Raw genomic sequence first — 18,622 nt, forward strand, 5'->3', positions numbered from 1 at the left:
GATTCCCCGCCGCAAAGGCACCCGCCAAGTGGCCGAAACTTATGCACAAAACGGTGATACCGACCCTTGCCGGGCAGGCTCGCCGATCCACCTGAATTTCATTTGGCAAGTCAATGAAATAAATGGACAAATTCTTGCGATGCCTGTATCGGACAGCGCCTCGGGCAGGCCGCCGGTCCCGCCACGCAGCTTTCCCCACAGACTTATCCACAAGCCGGTTCGCGGCGCCGCAGCAAGACGGGATCAGCAGCCACCGGCTGTCATCGGTGCCCATACGGGCGCGTTTCGCCGCCGTGGCGGTCTGTTAGGATTGGCGGTTCCATCACGAAACCGACCCCACCCGTGAAAGAACAGCTGCGCGAACTGGTGCTGCAGGCGATCACCTCCCTGCAAGCCGATGCCATCCTGCCCAACGATCTCGAATTGCCGGGCTTCGTGATCGAACGTGCACGCAGTCGCGAACATGGCGATTTCGCCTGCAATGTGGCGATGCTGCTGGCCAGGGCCGCGCGCGCCAAGCCGCGCGAACTGGCCGAGAAGCTCGTGGCCGCACTGCCGGCCAACACGCTGGTGGCGAAAGTCGAGATCGCCGGCCCGGGCTTCATCAATTTCTTCGTGGCTGCCGGCGCCTACCACGCCGAAGTGCGTCGGATCATGGCCGAAGGCGATGCCTACGGCCGCAATACCAGCGGTGCCGGCAAGACCGTGGGCGTGGAATTCGTCTCGGCCAACCCGACCGGCCCGCTGCACGTGGGCCACGGCCGCAATGCCGCGATCGGCGATTGCCTGAGCCGCCTGCTCGATGCCAGCGGCTGGGACGTGAAGCGCGAGTTCTACTACAACGACGCGGGCGTGCAGATCGCCAACCTGGCGATCTCGGTGCAGGCGCGCGCGCGCGGCATCACGCCGGAAGACAGCAACTGGCCCGAGAACGGCTATCGCGGCGACTACATCGCCGAAGTGGCGCGCGCCTATCTCGATCGCGAATCGGTGGTGGCCGACGGCGAAACCGTGGTCGGCGCGGGCGACGTGGACGACCTCGACGCGATCCGCCGCTTCGCGGTGGCCAGCCTGCGTCACGAGCAGGACCTGGACCTGCAGGCGTTCGCCGTGGGCTTCGATACGTACTTCCTGGAGTCGTCGCTGTACAGCGACGGCAAGGTCGAGGAGACCGTGCGCGAACTGGTCGCCCACGGCCATACCTACGAGGAGGGCGGCGCGCTGTGGCTGCGCAGCACCGACTACGGTGACGACAAGGACCGCGTGATGCGCAAGTCCGACGGCACCTATACCTATTTCGTGCCCGACGTGGCCTACCACCTGTCGAAGTGGCAGCGCGGCTATGGCAAGGCCATCACCGTGCTGGGCTCGGACCACCACGGTTCGCTGGCGCGGGTGAAGGCCGGCCTGCAGGCGCTCGATTGCGGCATCCCGAAGGGCTACCCCGACTACATGCTGTACCAGATGGTGACGGTGATGAAGGGCGGCCAAGAGGTGAAGCTCGGCAAGCGCGCCGGCAGCTACGTCACCCTGCGCGACCTGATCGACGAGGTCGGCCGCGACGCCACGCGCTACTTCCTGATCTCGCGCAAGAGCGACTCGCAGCTGGTGTTCGACATCGACCTGGCCCGCTCGCAGTCCAACGACAATCCGGTCTACTACATCCAGTACGCGCACGCCCGCGTCTGCAGCGTGCTGCGTCAGGCGCCGGAAAAGGGCTTCAGTTTCGATCTCGCCGATGGCCTGACCCATCTGGATCGGCTGGACAACGAGCATGAGCAGATCCTGCTCACCGAGCTGTCGAAATACCCGGAAATGGTCGAGGCCGCTGCGGCGAACCTGGAGCCGCATCTGGTCGCCGCGTGGCTGCGCGAACTGGCCAACGCGTTCCACACCTACTACAACTCGTATCAGTTCCTGGTCGAGGACGCGGACCTGCGCAACGCGCGCCTGGCGCTGGTGGTGGCGACGCGGCAAGTGTTGAAGAATGGTCTGGATTTGCTGGGCCTCGGTGCCCCGGAGAAGATGTAATGGCAGCACGCAAGGGCAAGAGCCGACAGGCCGTGCGCAATGGCAGCAGTGGCTTCCCGGGATGGGGCTACGCCGTCATCGGCCTGCTGGCCGGGGTGATCCTGATGGCGGTGATGATGCGCGGCAGCCTGCTGACCAGCCTGCGCAAGGCCGACGGTCCGCAGGCGAATCCGCAGGCCACCGCCGAGCGCGGCAGCGCGCCGGGCGTGCTCGAATCCGGCGCCAGCGACACCGCGCCGAAGAAGCCGCAGTTCGACTTCTACTCGGTGCTGTCGGAAAAGGAAGTGCGCATCCCCGACGCCGAGATCAGCGCGCAGGCGCGCGTCGAGCAGCAGCAGAAGCAGGCGGCTCAGCTGCAGGCGCAACAGGCGGCGCAGGCCGCGGCGCAGGCGAATGCACCCCAGGCGGTCACCCAGAACGTCACCGCGGCGCCGGCCAGCGCCGTGGCGCAGCCCGGTGCCGGCAGCGGTTACCTGCTGCAGGTGGGCGCCTTCCCGAACGCCTCCGACGCGGAAACGCTGAAGGCGAAGCTGGCCTTGCAGGGCTTCGTGGCCAACGTGCAGTCGGTCAGCATCGGCGGGCAGACCTATCACCGGGTCCGGCTGGGGCCGTTCCGTTCGGCCACCGACCTGGAATCGACCAAGCAGCGCCTGGCCGGCGCCGGCATCAACGCGATCGCGCTGAAAGAAGGTCGCTGAGCACTCCCTGGAAACACTGCGCATGACAAGCAAGACCGCATGGATCACCGGCGCTAGCTCCGGTTTTGGCGCCGCCGCCGTGGAACGCTTCGTGGCCGGCGGCTGGCGGGTGATTGCCAGCGGCCGCCGCGCCGAGCGCCTGCAGCAGCTGGTGGATCGGCACGGCGCCGACAAGGTGCACGCGGCGGCCTTCGACATGCGCGACGAGAACGCGATGCGCGCGGCACATGCGGCGCTGCCGCCGGCCTTCGCGGCCATCGATCTGCTGCTCAACAACGCGGGACTGGCGCTGGGTACTTCCCCGGCACAGCAGGCGGACCTGGCGCAGTGGAAACAGATGATCGACACCAACGTCACCGCGCTGGTGACGATGACCCACCTGCTGCTGCCGCAGCTGATCGAACGCCGCGGCGCGATCGTCAACATCAGCTCGATCGCGGGCAGCTACGCCTACCGCGGCGGCAACGTGTACGGCGCCAGCAAGGCCTTCGTCACCCAGTTCTCGCAGAACCTGCGCTGCGACCTGCACGGCACCGGCGTACGGGCCAGCTCGATCGAGCCGGGCATGGCCGAAACCGAATTCACCGTGGTTCGCACCGGCGGCGACCGGGCCGCCTCCGACCAGCTCTACGCCGGCGCCCATCCGATCAGCGCCGGCGACATCGCCGACACCATCTGGTGGATCGCCAACCTGCCGCCGCACCTCAACATCAACCGCGTCGAGGTGATGCCGGTCAGCCAGTCGGCCGCGGGCTTGCAGGTGCACCGGAAGCTGTAGAAGCGCACCCTGTGCGCGACGCTCTTCGATTCCCGATTCCCGATTCCCGATTCCCGACTCCTACTGCATGAACCAGCCGTGGCTGACCACGATCGACTGGCCGGTCAGTGCGGCGGACGGGAAGGTGGCCAGGTACAGCGCGGTCTGGGCGATGTCTTCGAGCGTGGTGAAAGTGGCATCGACGGTGTTTTTCAACATCACGTTCCTGATCACCTCGTCCTCGCTGATGCCCAGCTCCTGCGCCTGCTCGGGAATCTGCCGCTCGACCAGCGGCGTGCGCACGAAACCCGGGCAGATCACGTGCGAGCGCACGTTGTGCGGCGCGCCTTCCTTCGCCAGCGTGCGGGCCAGGCCGAGCAGGCCGTGCTTGGCGGTGACGTAGGGCGCCTTCAGCATCGAGGCCTCGTGCGAATGCACCGAGCCCATGTAGATCACGATGCCGCCGCGGCTTTGACCGGCGCCGTCGTCCTGGTACATGTGCTTCAGCGCGGCCTTGGTGGTGAGGAAACCGCCGTCAAGATGGATCGCCAGCATCTTCTTCCAGTCGGCAAAGGCCAGCTGGTCGATCGGGTTGATGATCTGCACGCCGGCGTTGGAGATCAGGATGTCCAGGCGGCCAAACGCGGCGACCACCCGGTCGGTGCCGGCGTTGACCGCCTCCTCGTTGCTGACATCCATCGCGATGCCGATCGCCTGGCCGCCGGCGGCGTTGATTTCTGCCGCCACCGCATCGGCGGCCTGCTGGTTGATGTCGGCGATCGCCACGCTGGCGCCGTGCTTCGCGTACAGCTCGGCGATCGCCTTGCCGAGGCCACTCGCCGCGCCGGTGATCAGGGCGACCTTGCCTTCAAGACTGCTCATGCCATTGCTCCTTCAGATGGGGAAGGCGCGGCCGCCGGCCGCGCGCATGCCGCAAATTGTAGGCGCCGCTGCGCACGGCGCCATCGGACCTTGGGACAGGACCTCAGCCGAGGTCCTCGGCCAGATAGGTATAGGCGGTGAGGCCGCCATCGAGCGCTTCGTACAGCTGCGCCGCTTCGGCGCCGCTCACCCCGGCACTGGCGATGCGTTCGCGGTAGCTCTGTCGCAGCGCCTCGAGGTCGTAGCCCACGTAGTCGAGCATCAGGTCGGTGGTGTCGCCGCTGCGCCTGTGCGCGAACACGTAGCCGTCGCCGTCCACTCGCACGTTGACCGCGTCGGTATCGCCGAACAGGTTGTGGATGTCGCCCAGGGTCTCCTGGTAGGCGCCGACCATGAAGATGCCGAGCCGGTAGCTCTCGCCGTCCTTCAAGGCGTGCAGCGGCAGGCTCACGTCGACGCCCTCGGCGTCGACGTAGTGGTCGATGCGGCCGTCCGAATCGCAGGTGAGGTCGACGATCACGCCCCGGCGCGTCGGCTGCTCGTCCAGCCTTGCGATCGGCGCGATCGGGAAGATCTGGCCGATCGCCCACACGTCGGGGATCGACTCGAACACCGAGAAGTTGACGAAATACTTGTCGACCAGTTTCTCGTCCAGCTCGTCCAGCGCGGCGCGATGCGAGCGCTCGGCCGGCAGCAGGCGCGTGCGCACCGCGTTGGCGACGGCATAGAACATCTCGTCCAGCCGGGCGCGGTCGGCCAGCGCCAGCTGGCCCAGCGCGTACAGCGTCTGCCCTTCGCTCAGGTGGTGCTGGGCTTCGTGGAACAGCTCCAGCGCGGGGCGCCGATCCAGCTCCCCGTACGTTTCACGCAGGCGGCGCAGCACCGGCGGTTCGTCCGCGCACGGCGGCGGGATCGCGCCGGCCGGCACTTCTTCCACCTCGGTCACGTTGACCACCATCACCGCATGGTGCGCGGTCATCGCGCGGCCCGCCTCGGTGAGGATGTGCGGCGCGGCCAGGCCTTCGGCGGCCACCGCCTCGGCCAGCGACTGCACGATGGTCGAGGCGTATTGTTCGATGGAATAGTTGATCGAGTTGTGGCTGCGCGAGCGCGAGCCCTCGTAGTCCACGCCGAGGCCGCCGCCGACGTCGACGATCTCCAGCGGCACGCCCATCCGGCGCAGCTCGACGAAGTAGCGGGTGGCCTCGCGCATGCCGTTGGCGATGTCGCGCACGTTGGAGATCTGCGAGCCCATGTGGAAGTGCTGCAGCTTCAGCGTGTGCTTGAGGCCGGCCGCGTCGAGCCGCTCGATCAGGGTCAGCACCTGGTTCGGCGACAGTCCGAACTTGCCCTTGTCGCCACCGGTGTTCTGCCACTTGCCCGCGCCGATCGAGGCGAGCCGCACGCGCACGCCGAGCAGCGGCTCCACGTCCAGTGCCTTCGCCTCGCTGAACACGTGCTCCAGCTCGGACAGCTTCTCGATCACGATGTGCACGCGCAGGCCGAGCTTGCGCCCGATCAGCGCCAGGCGGATGTACTCGCGATCCTTGTAGCCGTTGCAGATCACGATCGAGCCGGGCCGCGCCATCGCCAGCACCGCCATCAGCTCGGGTTTCGAACCCGCCTCCAGGCCGAAGCCGTGGGTGCCCGCCGCCACCAGCTCGCCGGCCACGCCGCGCTGCTGGTTGACCTTGATCGGATAGATCGCGGTATAGCCGCCGGCGTAGCCGTGTTCGGCGATCGCCTGGGCGAACGCGCCCTGCAGCCGCGCCAGGCGGTCGGCCAGGATGTCGGGAAAGCGCACCAGCAGCGGCAGCCGCAGGCCCTCGGCGCGGGCGCGCTCGACGATCTGCGGCAGTGACAGCGCCGGGCCGTTGACGCCACGCGGGCGCATCACGATGTCGCCGGCACTGTCCACGTCGACATAACCGTCGCCCCAGTGGGGTACGGCGTAGGTGTGGCGGGCAGCGTCGGTGTTCCAGGGGTTCGCCATGGTGAGAGATCTCCTCGATGGAAAAGGATGATGTCGTCGCAGCGGCGAGCCTTGACGTCTTGCTCAACGGTAGGAGCACGAGCCCGAGCGACCGGAAGCCTCGCACGCCGCGGGGCCGATCGGACTGGTCGGCCACCGGCGGGACGCCGGCAGGCCAGCCGCCATTGTAACGGGCGGGTGTGACGATATGCGCAAGACCCGGCCGCCGCTGGCGGGACGTTCACGGCGGTTGTCGCTACAATGGGCAGTCTTGCTATCCCACCACGGTTCGTCAGGAACACCCGCCATGTCGCAGCAGACCACGCCGAATGAAGCCAGCTGGTTCACCGAAGCCCACCAGGCTTCCGGTTCCTCCATCGGTTTCCGCACCGAGCAACTGCTGCACGCGGAGAAGACCCCGTTCCAGACCATCGAGATCCACAAGACCACCGACTGGGGCAACCTGATGGTGATCGATGGCTGCGTGATGCTGACCACCCGTGACAACTTCTTCTATCACGAGATGATGACCCATCCCGCGCTGTTCACCCATGCGCGGGCCAAGCGCGTGGTGATCATCGGCGGCGGCGACTGCGGCACGCTGCGCGAGGTGCTCAAGCACGAGGAAGTCGAGTCGGCCGTGCAGGTGGAGATCGACGAGCGCGTCACCCGCCTGGCCGAGCAGTATTTCCCCGAGCTGTGCGAGTCGAACGACGACCCGCGCGCCGAGCTGCTGTTCATCGACGGCATCAAGTACATGGCCGACGCCGAACCCGATTCGCTGGACCTGGTGATCGTCGACTCGACCGACCCGGTGGGTCCGGCCGAAGGCCTGTTCAACGCCGCGTTCTACGCCAGCTGCTTCAAGGCACTGCGCCACGGCGGCCTGCTGGTGCAGCAGAGCGAATCACCGCTGGCCCACCTGGAGCTGATCAAGTCGATGCGCTCGGCGATGCGCACCACCGGCTTCAGCGCGGTGAAGACCCTGCCATTCCCGCAGCCGTGCTACCCCACCGGCTGGTGGAGCTGCACGATGGCGCGCAAGGGCGGCGACCTGTCCGGCTTCCGCGAGCGCGGCGCGCTGAGCAAGAACTTCCCCACCCGCTACTACAACGCCGAAATCCACAAGGGCGCACTGGCCCAGCCGGAATTCATGCGCGAAGCTTTTGGCGAATAAGCCAAAAGCTTCAAATGGACATGGTACGGATCTCCGAAGCGCGGCTTGGAACAAGCGCGCTCTGGTGGTGCCCAGGCCTACCTCGGGCCAGCAGCCCCGCATTCAAAACATCTTCGAGCGCACCTTCGGCAGCAGCACGATCAGCAAGGTGGCGATCGGCCCCAGCAGCAGCGACAGCAGAAACCACAGCAGGCCGCTGCGGTTCTTGCCCTGTGCCAGCGCGGCATTGATCAGGGCCAGCGTGCCCCAACCGACAAACCAGGGTGCGCCGTCGGCGAATGTCGACAGATGATCCACTACGCGTCTCCCGAACGATAATCATGGGGGCGCGGCCTTGCGCCGGGGAACGTCCATCCTAGCAAGCTCGGTGAAAACCGCGCGTTCTGGCCGACCGCCGAATCAGCCACGCTTAATCTGCGGGCGGTATGCTGCACGCTTTGACTGCGGAAGCACGCCCATGCTGCACGGACTGCGTCACCTCGCCCTGGTTTGCTCGCTGTCGCTGCTGGCCGCACCGGCATTCGCCGCCAAGACCAAACCCGAAGCCAAGGCGCACGGCCCCAGCGCCAGTGCCCAGGCCCGCGACAAGGCGCAGCTGGCCTTTCAGCGCGATCTGGTGAGCGTGCTGGCACCCGGTGGCGATCCGAACCGCCTGCTCGGGGCTGCGCTGCTGGCACGTCCACTGTTCAACCAGCCGCCCGCCAACAGCTTCCATCGACTGATCGAACGGGCGGCGATGGCCGAAGGCGCCGGCGCCGCCATCAGCTGGGCCCAGCTGGCCGATTGCGACGCCGAGGCCGATGCGTGTCCGAACAGCGCCGCGCTGGACAAGCTGCTGAGCCAGGCCCCCGACAACGCCGCCGTCTGGCTGGTCAAGCTGGGCGCCGACGCGCGGGGCATGAAGCAGGATGACGCGCGCGACGACCTGGCCAAGGCCGCGGCGGCGAAACTCTACGACGACTACAGCGGCGCCAGCCTGCAGGCGCTGGCCGGTTCGGTCGGCGTGCTGCCGCCGCCGGCCGACACGCTGGACCCCGCCCATGCGGGTGGCGCGGTAGGCATGCAGACCATCCTGGTGTTCGGCCTGGCCAGCGGCCAGCCGCAGCCGAGCCTGCCGCTGATCGCCAAGCTTTGCGAAAACGCCGGCAAGGATGCCTCGATCAAGTCCGACTGCCTGGCGCTGGGCAAGACGCTGGAATGGGGCTCCAGCCCGCTGGCCCGATCGCTGGGCCTGCACCTGCGCGAGGTGCTTTCCGACGATCCCGCCGCGCAACAGGAAGCGAAGGACGCCCGCCGCACGCTGATCTGGCAGGTGCAGAACTTCACCCAGCTGCTGGCCCGTGCCCCGGACGATGCCGCGCTGTCGCAGCGCCTGCTGGCGCTGGCCCGCAAGGGCGGCACCCAGATGAGCCTGCAACTGGCTGCGTTGCGCGAGAACAGCATCCCCACCGACCCGCCTGCCGACTGGCAGCCGCGAACCGCGGCGAATCAGGAATAGGGCACCGGGGAGGGCCGGAGCGGCGCGCTTTTCCGCTTCGCGATCGTCCCTGCCCGATTCCCTGCCCAGGCCCCATTCCCCTTTCGCGCCTCGCCCGTTAGGCTGGGATCACCTTACGTGGCAGGGGTGATCCGATGCTTACGACGCTGGTGGCAAGCAGCAAGGGTGGTTGCGGCAAGAGCACACTGGTGACGCAACTGGCGTCGCACTGGGCACAGGCGGGGCAGCACACGGCCATCGTCGACGGCGACCGGCAACATTCCAGCTTCCACTGGGCCGAACTGCGGCCGGACAACGTCCCCGGCGTGCTGGCGCTCGAAGGCGGTCGACGCGGCCTGCAGCGGGTGCCTCCGGACACGCAGCAGCTGTTGATCGACACCCCGGCCGGTTCCACCGAGCGTGACCTCGAGCCCTACCTCGAATCGGCCAACGTGCTGCTGGTGCCGGTGCTGCCGTCCTCGTTCGACCTCGACGCCACCCTGCATTTCCTCGACGAGCTGCGCTCGATCAACCGCATCCACCGGGGCAAGCTGCCGGTGGCGCTGGTGGCCAACCGGCTCAAGCCGTGGACCCACGCCAGCCAGGACGCGGTGACCCGGCTCGCCGAGCAATCGCCCTTCCCGATCGCGGCGCAACTGCGCGACAGCCAGGCCTATGTGCTGCTGGCCGGCCTCGGCAAGGGCATCTTCGACTACCAGTCCGAACAGGTCCGCAGTCACCAGCAGGACTGGAAGGCCTTGCTGCGCTGGATCAAGCGCCAGCACTGAAGCACGCTCCCTGATGCATCCCGCGCGCCTCGCGCAACCACTGCCGGAGTCCCCCATGCACGAACTGATCTTGTTGCGCCACGCCGAAGCGGTGCCGATAGAAGCCGCCGGCGAGGATCGACAACGCCCGCTGAGCAGCCGCGGCGAGCAGGAAGCCCAGGCCGCCGGCCTGTGGCTGGCCTCGCACAAGCTGCGCCCGGACCGGGTGCTCTGCTCGCCCACCTTGCGCACCGACGAAACCACCCGGCTGGCGCTGGCGGCGATCGACAACGCCCCGGTGCCGCAACAGGCCGCCGAGATCTACGACGCCTCGCCCGGCGAGCTGCTGGCCCTGCTCGACCAGCACGACGACGCCGGCACCGTGCTGCTGGTCGGCCACAATCCCGGCATCGAGCGCCTGGTCGCGCTGCTGGTCGAAGGCCGCTCCGACGAATTCCGCGGCATGCCTCCCGGGGCGCTGGCCGTGCTGCATCTGAACGGCTCGCTGGAGCCGGGCAACGCGCGACTGGATGCCTTCTGGTCGCCCTGACCCGCCGCTCCGACCCGCCCGGCGCTTCGCCGGCATCGACGCTTCCCGTACCGTGCTGGCGGCCGTGCAATCACGGCCGCACCGGGCGCAGCACGTATCATCTGCCCATGTCCGTTACCTGCCGATTCCTGCTACCACTGCTGCTGGCGCTGACGCTGCTGCAGGGCTGCACCGTGTCGCGGGCGCAGATCCGCCGCGCCGACGCGGTGGTGGCCGCCACCACCAACCGCAGCAGCAGCTGTGACCAGCCCGACCATTGCGCCACGCCGTCGCCGCTGCGGGCCGCGGCCCTGGAGGCCGTGGCCGCATCCACGGCCGCGCAGCCGGTGCACGTGGTCACCCTGCTCGACGACAGCGAGCCGGCGCTGGCCGCGCGCATCAACCTGGTGCGGGCGGCGCAGCAGTCCGTCGACGTGCAGACCTTCATCTGGGACCAGGACGACGCCGGCCAGCTGATGCTGGACGAACTGGTGCGCGCGGCCAGACGCGGCGTGCGGGTGCGCATCCTGGCCGACCAGCTGTTCTCGTTCGGCAACGTCGACCTGCTCGACCGGCTGGCCCGGATCAGCCCGAACCTCGAGGTGCGGCTGTACAACCCCACCTTCCACAAGGCGCGCACCCAGCCACTGGAGTTCGCCGCCGGCGTGCTGTGCTGCTTCATGCAGTTCAACCAGCGCATGCACAACAAGCTGCTGCTGGTCGACGGCCTGATCGGCATCACCGGCGGGCGCAACTACCAGGACCGCTACTTCAACTGGGACGATGCCTTCGACTACGTCGACCGCGACGTGATGGTGGGCGGCCCGGCCGCCCGCGCCATGGCGGACAGCTTCGACCTGTTCTGGGACCATCCCCGTGCGGCGCCGCTGACCCACCTGCGCGACGTCAACGCGCGCCTGCTGGGCGACACCACGCCACCGGACTGGCCGGCGCCGAAGTACCGACGCCCGCAGCGGGTGGCGCAGCTGCTGCAGGCCGCCGAGGACCCGGCGTGGTTGCAGGCCTGGCTGGTCGATCCCAGCCTGCAGGTGGGCAAGGTCGACTACTTCAGCGACCTGCCGGCCAAGACCGACGAGCCCGACAAGCGGCGCGCGCGGCAGTACACCGGCCACATCATGCGCATGGTCAGCGGCGCGAAGCGCGAGGTCCTGCTGCAGACGCCGTACCTGGTGATGAGCAAGCGCGCGCAGCACATCTTCCGCGTGCTGCATCGCCTTTCCGACCCGCCACGGGTGATCGTGTCGACCAACTCGCTGGCCTCCACCGATGCGTTCGCGGTGTATGCGATGTCGTACAAGCACCGCAAGCGCTACCTCACCAAGTTCGGCTTCGAGATCCACGAGTTCAAGCCGCACGCACCCAGCGCAGCGGTGGACAACGAACTGGCCAACCTGGACACCGACGCCGCCGCGCTGCCGCCGGACCTCGTCAGCCCGGACGGTCCGGCGCGCGCCCGCTTCCACCTGCTGGGCAGCCGCGGCAGCAACAACCGGCCGGCGCCGCTGCACAGCGAAGGCCGGCGCTACGGCCTGCACGCCAAGTCGATCGTGGTCGACGATGCCTTCGCCATGGTCGGCTCGCACAATTTCGACCCGCGCTCGGACCACTACAACACCGAGGCCGGGGTGATCGTCTACGACCACGCGTTCGCCGACCAGCTGCGCCACAGCATCATGCGCAGCGTGCAGCCGGAGAACGCCTGGGTGGTCGCCCCGCGACAGTCGAAGGTGCCGGTGCTGACCGACATCAACCAGGCCATCGGCACGGTGTCGGAAAGCCTGCCGCTGTTCGACCTGTGGCCGTTCCGCTACGCCACCAGCTACGACCTCAAGCCCGGCTGCCAGCCGATGCGCGCCACCGATCCGGACTTCTACGCCTGCTACCAGCCGGTCGGCGACTTCCCCGACGTGGCGCTGTCGCCGAAGCTGATCATCACCCGGCTGGTCACCGCGTTCGGGGTGGGCGCCAAGGGCGTGCTGTAGGGGCGGGCTTCGCCTGTCTTGCGCAACGGCAGCCGCCGCCGTTACGGGACGCGGGCGATGCGGTCGCCCTGCGAGGAGTAGCGCATCGGCAGTTCGCCGCTGAGGCCGTCCGGATGATCGGCCGGCACGGCGAAGCGCCAGCCGCGCACGCTGCGCAAGGCGTGCTCGTCGAGGACCGGGTCGCCGCTGGACTGGATCAGGCTGGCGGCGCTGACCTGGCCCTGGCCATCGATGTCGAGGTGGAGCAGGACGCGGCCATCGAGGTGGCCACGCAGCTGCTCCCATGACTGCGAGGTGTCGGCGGGTGTCGCCAGCGGCACCAGGGCCGGCGCGGGTGCGGGCACGAAGGCGGCCTGCACCTCGTCGGCGACGATCCGCGGCGGCTGGGCGCGGCGCGTCGGCACCACGCGGGGCCGGACGTGCGGGCGGCGCGGCGCCGGGCGGGCACGCACGGCGGTGGGCGTGTCGACCGTGGCGGCATAGCGCGCCGGCGGGCCGGGCCAGGCGCCGGTCTGCGTGCTGAGCCAGCCGGTGCCGGCCGTGCCGACGAGCAGGGCCAGCAGGCTGAGAGTGGAGGTAGTGCGCAGGCGAAACATGGCGGCCTTTATGCACCCGCCCGGGCGAATCGCGGCTGAAGCCGCGACCCGCTCACCGTTCGAGGATGGCGGTGACGCCCATGCCGCCGGCGGTGCAGATCGAGATCAGGCCGCGGCCCGAGCCCTTCTGTTCGAGCATCTTCGCCAGGGTGGCCACGATGCGCGCGCCGGTGGCGGCGAACGGATGGCCCACCGCCAGGCTGGAGCCGTGCACGTTGAGCCTGGCCGGGTCGATCGAACCCAGCGGCGCATCCAGGCCCAGGCGCTGCTTGCAGTAATCCGCCGACTCCCACGCGCGCAGCGTGCACAGCACCTGCGCCGCGAACGCTTCGTGGATCTCGTAGAAATCGAAATCCTGCAGGCTCAGGCCGTTGCGGGCCAGCATCCGCGGCACGGCGATGGTCGGCGCCATCAGCAGGCCCTCGCCGTGGACGAAGTCGACCGCGGCCACCTCCGCGTCGCGCAGGTACGCCTGCACGGTCAGCCCGCGCTGCGCCGCCCAGGCGTCGCTGCCCAGCAGCACCGCGGCCGCGCCGTCGGACAGGCCGGTGGAGTTGCCGGCGGTCAGCGTGCCGTGGCCGGAGCGCTTGTCGAACGCCGGCTTCAGCGAAGCCAGTTTCTCCATGCTCGAATCGGGCCGTAGGAAACCGTCGCGCTTGAGGCCACGGAACGGCACCAGCAGGTCGTCGAAGAAACCCTCGGCATAGGCGGCCGCCAGCTTGTGGTGGCTGTCCAGCGCCAGTTGGTCCTGCGCCTCGCGGCCGACATGCCACTCGCGCGCCATCTGCTCGCAGTGGTCGCCCATCGACTTGCCGGTGCGCGGCTCGGCCACGCCGGGGAACGAGGGTTTCAGTTCGCTGAAGGAGAACCCGCGCAGCGCGACCTTCAGCTTGTCCATCGGCGTCTTCGCGCGGTTCATCGCCAGCAGGCGCTTGCGCAGGCGGGTGCCGTAGACGATCGGCACGTCCGAGGTGGTGTCCGAGCCGCCGGCGATGCCGGCCTCGATCTGCCCGGCGGCGATCTTGTTGGCGATGATGATGGTGTTGTCCAGCGAGGTACCGCAGGCACGGGCGGTGGTGATGCCCGGCGTGGTCGGCGCCAGCCCGGAGCTGAGCAGCGACTCGCGCGCCAGGTTCCAGTCCGACGCGTGCTTGATCACCGCGCCCATCGCCACTTCGCCCAGTTCCACGCCATGCAGGCCGAAGCGTTCGACCAGTGCGCCCAGCACCTTCACCGACATGCCGAAGTTGCCGACGTCGGCATAGGCGGTGTTGTTGCGGCAGAACGGAATGCGTACCCCGCCGATGATGCCGACGCGCCTCTGCGTGTTTTCCATGCTCAAAACAGTCCACCACTCAAGTTGGGTCAAGGCTAACCCGCCATGCCGTGCGGCGGAAGCCCAAAACGCTGAATGGTAGAATTGTGCTCTTTGTCCGTGGATGCAAACCCCGTGGAAGCGCAAACGCTGATCGCCCTGCCCATCGTGCTGGCCCTGGAACCGGTCGCGGGCGAGCCGCCGGCGCGCCTGACGCTGAGCCGCGACGAAGCCGCCGAACTGGCCGCCCTGGTCGCCACCGACCTGCATGCGCTGGTGCCGCAGGTCGACGCGGCCCGGCTCGCACTGGCCGGTGCGCTGTTCGATCAGGTCGAATTGCTGCGTCCCGGCTTCCCGGTGTGGAGCACGCTGGACGAGCTGGCCCGGCGCGTGCCGCGCGGGCACCTGGAGAACGTGGTGGCCTTCGGCAGCCACGAGGGCCACATGCCGGCGCAGCCGCTGGAACCCTCGACCCTCTACGCCGAAGGCCCGATGCGGCTGCTGCCGATGAGCCTGCTGGCCCCGGCGGAACTCGCCGAAGAACTTTCCGACCAGCTGGAGATCCAGCTGGTCGGCCGCGGCGAGACGGGCGCGCTGACCGCCGACTGGCTGATGCGCACGCTGGGCATCCGGCTGGAACACGTGCGTTACCTCAGCCGCAACGACCTGCTGGCGCTGACCTGCGTGCAGTACGAACACGTCAACCTGGCGCCGCTGTGGGCGCTGCTGGAAACCGCGCTGCTGACGCCGTATCGCGAGGAATCCACGATGAGCGCGCGCGGCCTGGCGCTGCGCTACGCGGACGGCAAGGTGCTGGCGCAGTCGCCGTCGCAGTGGCTGGCCGGGCAGGGCGGCGACCCGGCCGAGCGGGCGCACGCACTGGCCGGCATCGTGTTCGAGCTGCGCCAGTACGCGGCCCTGCTCGACGCCCACCAGCTGCCGTTGCAGTTGCAGCCGACGCTGGCGGTCGAGGCCGGTGACGGCTACCTGCTGGAAACCCTGGCCGCGGCGGACGCCCGTTACGACCCGCCCACCCTGTTTGCGCACGAGGCTCCCGGCCTGGGCGTGGTGGCGATCACCGTCAGCCAGCGTGGCGAGCAGGGCCAGTCGCGGGTGCTGGCGCATGCCTGGCCGCTGAAGCCGCAGGCACTGGGCAGCCTGCTGGCCCTGCTGACCGATCGCCACGGCAGCGCCGGCGAGCTGCGTGCGCTGGGCCGGATCATGCTGGACGAGCACGGCCAACTGGCGGCGCCGGCCACGATCCTCCACTAGCGGACGGATCGTTCGCCCCCCGTCTGTGCAAACGCCGGAACTCGGCGCATGATGATCCGGCGCCACAGGGGGCGCCACGCTGACGGAAGGACCATGCGGCCGCACAAGTCTGCCGAGGTATTGCCTTCGCTCGCAAACCGGCCGGACTGGTCGGAGAAGGTGCTGCGCGGCACGCCGGTGCTGCTGGCTTATCTCGACCACGAGCAGCGTTTCCGCTATGCCAACGAAACCCATCGGCACTGGCTGGGTCTCGATCCCGAGCGGCTGATCGGCCGGCACCTGATCGAGGTGATCGGCGAGCGCAACCACCGGCTGGCCGGCACGGCGCTGGCCCAGGCCTATGCGGGCACCGCGGCCAGCTACGAGGGCGAGCTGTTCAACGGCAACGAGCGCCGCTACGCCCACGGCAATTTCCAGCCCGACTTCGACCCGGACGGCCACGTCTGCGGCATCTTCACCGCGCTGATCGACATCACCGAACGGCGCACCCTGGAACTGCAGCTGCACGAAAGCGAGCAGCGCTTCTTCAGCGCGTTCCAGCACGCGGCGATCGGCATGGCGCTGACCAAGCCGGACGGCCAGTTCCTGCGGGTCAACGCGGCGGTCTGCCAGATGCTGGGCTATTCGGAACAGGAGCTGCTGCAGCAGGACATCGGCCGGCTGAGCCATCCCGAGGACGTCGCCGCCGACCAGGCGCTGATGGACCAGCTGCTGGCCGGCGAGCGCGATTCCTACCAGCTGGAGAAGCGCAACTTCCACAAGCTCGGCCACGTGGTGCACATCCTGCTCAGCGTGTCGCTGGTGCGCGATGCGGCCGGGGCGCCGCTGTATTTCGTTTCCCAGGTGCAGAACATCAGCCAGCGCAAGGCCTTCGAGGACGCGCTGCACCGCGAGCGCGAGCTGGCCGAGGTGACCCTGCGCTCGATCGGCGACGCGGTGATCACCACCGACCCCCAAGTCCGCGTCACCTCGCTCAACCCGATCGCCGAGGCGATGACCGGCTGGAGCAGCGCCGAGGCGAACGGCCGGCCGATCGAGGAGATCTTCCAGCTGTTCGACGCCCAGGGCGGCCTCGCCGTGGCCAACCCGCTGCGCTCGGCGATCGAGCAGAACCTCATCGTCGACCTGGCCGGCAAGACCCTGCTGCGCCATCGCCACGGCTTCGACACGCCGGTGGAGGATTCCTCCGCGCCGATCCACGACCACGCCGGCAACGTGATCGGCGGCGTACTGGTGTTCCATGACGTCAGCGAGAACCGGGCGCTGGCGCTGAAGATGATCCACCTGACCCAGCACGACACGCTGACCGGCCTGCCCAACCGCAGCCAGCTGCCCGGCCACATCAACCGGGCGATCGACAGCGCCAGCCGGCGCCGGCAACGCGCCGCGGTGCTGTACATCGACATCGACAACTTCAAGCAGGTCAACGAGCTGGTCGGCCACACCGCGGGCGACCAGGTGCTGCGCTCGTTCATCAGCCAGCTGCAGCGCTGCCTGCCCGGCGACGAATTGCTCAGCCGCTACGGCGGCGACGAATTCGTGGTGGTGTTGCCGCACGTGGACAGCGCGGGCGAGGCGGCGAGCCTGTGCCGGGACCTGATCACCCACGGCGAACAGACCCGCATCGCGGGCCAGCCGGAGCTGTCGCTGCACCTGAGCATCGGCATCAGCATCTATCCGGACGATGCCACCAGCGCCGACGAGCTGGTGCAGCATGCCGAGACCGCGCTGATGGCGGCGAAGGCCCAGGGCCAGCACGGCTATCGCTTCTTCACCGCGTCGATGAACGAGCGCGCGCGAGCGCAGCGGCGGATCGAGACAGGCCTGCGCCAGGCCTTGCCGGGCAATCAGCTGAAGCTGCACTACCAGCCGAAGGTCGACGCGCACAGCGGCCGCATCGTCGGGGCCGAGGCCTTGCTGCGCTGGCAGCTCAACGGGCGCGATCTGTACAAGCCGGACCAGTTCATCCCGGTGGCCGAGGATTCCGGGCTGATCCTGCCGATCGGCGCCTGGGTGCTTCGCCAGGCCTGCCGCCAGGCGCGGATGTGGCAGCAGGCCGGGCACGAGATCCCGATTTCGGTGAACGTGTCGCCGCTGCAGTTCCAGCACGCGGATTTCTACACCTGGCTGGACGACGTGCTGGAGGAGGCCGGGCTGGAATCGCGCCTGCTGGAACTGGAACTGACCGAACGCATGGTGATGTCCGGCGGCGAGGCCACCACCGGCCTGCTGCAGCGGATCAAGCGTCGCGGCGTGCGGCTGTCACTGGACGATTTCGGCACCGGCTATTGCAGCCTGTCCTACCTGAAGCATTTCCCCATCGACGCGCTGAAGATCGACCGCGTGTTCGTGCGCGACATCACCAGCGATCACGACACCGCCACCATCACCAGCGCGATCGTCGCGATGGCGCGCAGCCTCAACAAGGACGTGATCGCCGAAGGGGTGGAAACGCGCGAGCAGGGCAGTTTCCTGCGCCACGCCGGCTGCTCGCAGCTGCAGGGTTTCCTGTACGGCATGCCGATGCCGGCGAGCGAACTGCAGAAGCTGCTCGCCGAACCGGTGACCGCGCCGTAGGGCAGGCGGCGTCCGCCTACGAATCGGCGGCCAGCGGCATCTCGTACATGAAATAGTGACAGCGCTGCATGCCCAGGCCTTCGTAGGTGGCCTGGGCGTGGCGGTTTTCGGTTTCCACGTACAGCCGCAGGCCCACCGCGCCGGCCGCCGCCGCGAGCCGTTCCACTTCCTCGTACAGGGCGCGGAAGACCCCGCCGCGGCGCGCGGCGGGAATCACGTAGACGCTCTGGATCCACCAGAAATCGCCGTTGCGCCAGTCGCTCCATTCGCGCGTCACCAGCAGGCTGGCGACCGCCGTACCGTCGCGTTCGGCAACCAGGTAGAAGCCGCGCTGCGGCTGCTCGAACACGCCGGCCACGCCGCGCGCCAGGATCGCCGGATCGAGCCGCTTCTGCTCGGTTTCCCAGGCCATCGCCGCGTTCCACTGGACCAGGCTGGCGAGATCGGCGGGTTCGGCGGCACGAATCTGCAGTGGCACGGCATGACTCCCATCGGTGGTGAGGCCACATCCTAGCCTGCGTGGCCTTCACATGCCGCCGCGTAGTTTCTGCGCCGGGGCCGCGCCCGGC

Annotated in this window: 16 protein-coding genes; 10 read left to right on the forward strand and 6 right to left on the reverse strand. The window is 68.6% G+C overall.

Annotated elements, in window-relative coordinates:
* The first annotated feature begins 342 nt into the window (after positions 1 to 342).
* Genes argS through I6J77_RS17180 form a run of 3 tightly spaced genes read left to right on the forward strand, consistent with a single transcriptional unit; the run spans position 343 to position 3,507 of the window.
* Entirely contained in the window at positions 343 to 2,031 is a 1,689-nt protein-coding gene (argS, locus tag I6J77_RS17170) for an arginine--tRNA ligase (protein WP_204109970.1), read from the forward strand.
* Positions 2,031 to 2,729 (forward strand): SPOR domain-containing protein, encoded by a 699-nt coding sequence (locus I6J77_RS17175; RefSeq protein ID WP_204109971.1) that lies wholly within the window; start codon positions 2,031 to 2,033, stop codon positions 2,727 to 2,729. The genes argS and I6J77_RS17175 overlap by 1 nt, the downstream gene beginning before the upstream one ends.
* Before the next feature lie 22 nt (positions 2,730 to 2,751).
* Positions 2,752 to 3,507 (forward strand): SDR family NAD(P)-dependent oxidoreductase, encoded by a 756-nt coding sequence (locus I6J77_RS17180; protein WP_204109972.1) that lies wholly within the window; start codon positions 2,752 to 2,754, stop codon positions 3,505 to 3,507.
* A gap of 60 nt (positions 3,508 to 3,567) precedes the next feature.
* Here I6J77_RS17180 and I6J77_RS17185 read toward each other — a convergent pair whose 3' ends face one another.
* On the reverse strand, positions 3,568 to 4,368 hold the full coding sequence (locus I6J77_RS17185) for a 3-hydroxybutyrate dehydrogenase (RefSeq protein ID WP_204109973.1): 801 nt from the start codon (positions 4,366 to 4,368) through the stop codon (positions 3,568 to 3,570).
* 103 nt (positions 4,369 to 4,471) lie between these two features.
* Positions 4,472 to 6,361: an arginine decarboxylase gene (gene speA / locus I6J77_RS17190; protein ID WP_204109974.1), complete on the reverse strand. Its 1,890-nt coding sequence runs from the start codon at positions 6,359 to 6,361 to the stop codon at positions 4,472 to 4,474.
* Positions 6,362 to 6,647: 286 nt separating this feature from the next.
* Between speA and speE the strand changes: the two genes are divergently transcribed.
* On the forward strand, positions 6,648 to 7,517 hold the full coding sequence (gene speE / locus I6J77_RS17195) for a polyamine aminopropyltransferase (protein WP_056764530.1): 870 nt from the start codon (positions 6,648 to 6,650) through the stop codon (positions 7,515 to 7,517).
* 102 nt (positions 7,518 to 7,619) lie between these two features.
* Here the strand turns inward: speE and I6J77_RS17200 are convergent, their stop codons facing one another.
* Positions 7,620 to 7,814: a hypothetical protein gene (locus I6J77_RS17200; protein WP_056715824.1), complete on the reverse strand. Its 195-nt coding sequence runs from the start codon at positions 7,812 to 7,814 to the stop codon at positions 7,620 to 7,622.
* 160 nt (positions 7,815 to 7,974) lie between these two features.
* On the opposite strand from I6J77_RS17200, the gene I6J77_RS17205 reads away from it, so the two are divergent.
* From I6J77_RS17205 to I6J77_RS17220, 4 genes are all read left to right on the forward strand, one after another.
* Positions 7,975 to 9,015 carry a hypothetical protein gene (locus I6J77_RS17205; RefSeq protein ID WP_204109975.1) on the forward strand — a complete coding sequence of 347 codons (1,041 nt, stop codon included), beginning with the start codon at positions 7,975 to 7,977 and terminating at the stop codon, positions 9,013 to 9,015.
* 134 nt (positions 9,016 to 9,149) lie between these two features.
* Complete coding sequence (locus I6J77_RS17210; RefSeq protein WP_204109976.1) at positions 9,150 to 9,782, forward strand: ParA family protein; 633 nt, start codon at positions 9,150 to 9,152, stop codon at positions 9,780 to 9,782.
* Positions 9,783 to 9,837: 55 nt separating this feature from the next.
* Positions 9,838 to 10,311 (forward strand): histidine phosphatase family protein, encoded by a 474-nt coding sequence (locus tag I6J77_RS17215; protein WP_056715867.1) that lies wholly within the window; start codon positions 9,838 to 9,840, stop codon positions 10,309 to 10,311.
* Between the two features lie 107 nt (positions 10,312 to 10,418).
* A complete protein-coding gene (locus tag I6J77_RS17220) occupies positions 10,419 to 12,293 on the forward strand; it encodes a phospholipase D family protein (RefSeq protein ID WP_204109977.1) in 1,875 nt (624 codons plus the stop codon).
* A 41-nt stretch (positions 12,294 to 12,334) separates the two neighbouring features.
* Here I6J77_RS17220 and I6J77_RS17225 read toward each other — a convergent pair whose 3' ends face one another.
* Positions 12,335 to 12,889: an energy transducer TonB gene (locus I6J77_RS17225; protein ID WP_204109978.1), complete on the reverse strand. Its 555-nt coding sequence runs from the start codon at positions 12,887 to 12,889 to the stop codon at positions 12,335 to 12,337.
* Positions 12,890 to 12,941: 52 nt separating this feature from the next.
* Positions 12,942 to 14,225: an acetyl-CoA C-acetyltransferase gene (locus tag I6J77_RS17230; protein ID WP_056764528.1), complete on the reverse strand. Its 1,284-nt coding sequence runs from the start codon at positions 14,223 to 14,225 to the stop codon at positions 12,942 to 12,944.
* 114 nt (positions 14,226 to 14,339) lie between these two features.
* Between I6J77_RS17230 and I6J77_RS17235 the strand changes: the two genes are divergently transcribed.
* On the forward strand, positions 14,340 to 15,476 hold the full coding sequence (locus I6J77_RS17235; RefSeq protein ID WP_204109979.1) for a hypothetical protein: 1,137 nt from the start codon (positions 14,340 to 14,342) through the stop codon (positions 15,474 to 15,476).
* A gap of 93 nt (positions 15,477 to 15,569) precedes the next feature.
* On the forward strand, positions 15,570 to 18,053 hold the full coding sequence (locus tag I6J77_RS17240) for a GGDEF and EAL domain-containing protein (protein ID WP_204109980.1): 2,484 nt from the start codon (positions 15,570 to 15,572) through the stop codon (positions 18,051 to 18,053).
* 16 nt (positions 18,054 to 18,069) lie between these two features.
* Here the strand turns inward: I6J77_RS17240 and I6J77_RS17245 are convergent, their stop codons facing one another.
* On the reverse strand, positions 18,070 to 18,531 hold the full coding sequence (locus I6J77_RS17245) for a GNAT family N-acetyltransferase (RefSeq protein WP_204109981.1): 462 nt from the start codon (positions 18,529 to 18,531) through the stop codon (positions 18,070 to 18,072).
* Positions 18,532 to 18,622: the final 91 nt, after the last annotated feature.

This window comes from Rhodanobacter sp. FDAARGOS 1247 (assembly GCF_016889805.1).
Lineage (GTDB): Bacteria > Pseudomonadota > Gammaproteobacteria > Xanthomonadales > Rhodanobacteraceae > Rhodanobacter.

Coding starts and splice junctions, on each gene's coding strand:
- I6J77_RS17175 (WP_204109971.1), top strand. CDS start 2,031: ATGGCAGCACGCAAGGGCAAGAGCCGACAGGCCGTGCGCAATGGCAGC.
- I6J77_RS17180 (WP_204109972.1), top strand. CDS start 2,752: ATGACAAGCAAGACCGCATGGATCACCGGCGCTAGCTCCGGTTTTGGC.
- I6J77_RS17185 (WP_204109973.1), bottom strand. CDS start 4,368: ATGAGCAGTCTTGAAGGCAAGGTCGCCCTGATCACCGGCGCGGCGAGT.
- speA (WP_204109974.1), bottom strand. CDS start 6,361: ATGGCGAACCCCTGGAACACCGACGCTGCCCGCCACACCTACGCCGTA.
- speE (WP_056764530.1), top strand. CDS start 6,648: ATGTCGCAGCAGACCACGCCGAATGAAGCCAGCTGGTTCACCGAAGCC.
- I6J77_RS17205 (WP_204109975.1), top strand. CDS start 7,975: ATGCTGCACGGACTGCGTCACCTCGCCCTGGTTTGCTCGCTGTCGCTG.
- I6J77_RS17210 (WP_204109976.1), top strand. CDS start 9,150: ATGCTTACGACGCTGGTGGCAAGCAGCAAGGGTGGTTGCGGCAAGAGC.
- I6J77_RS17215 (WP_056715867.1), top strand. CDS start 9,838: ATGCACGAACTGATCTTGTTGCGCCACGCCGAAGCGGTGCCGATAGAA.
- I6J77_RS17220 (WP_204109977.1), top strand. CDS start 10,419: ATGTCCGTTACCTGCCGATTCCTGCTACCACTGCTGCTGGCGCTGACG.
- I6J77_RS17225 (WP_204109978.1), bottom strand. CDS start 12,889: ATGTTTCGCCTGCGCACTACCTCCACTCTCAGCCTGCTGGCCCTGCTC.
- I6J77_RS17230 (WP_056764528.1), bottom strand. CDS start 14,225: ATGGAAAACACGCAGAGGCGCGTCGGCATCATCGGCGGGGTACGCATT.
- I6J77_RS17240 (WP_204109980.1), top strand. CDS start 15,570: ATGCGGCCGCACAAGTCTGCCGAGGTATTGCCTTCGCTCGCAAACCGG.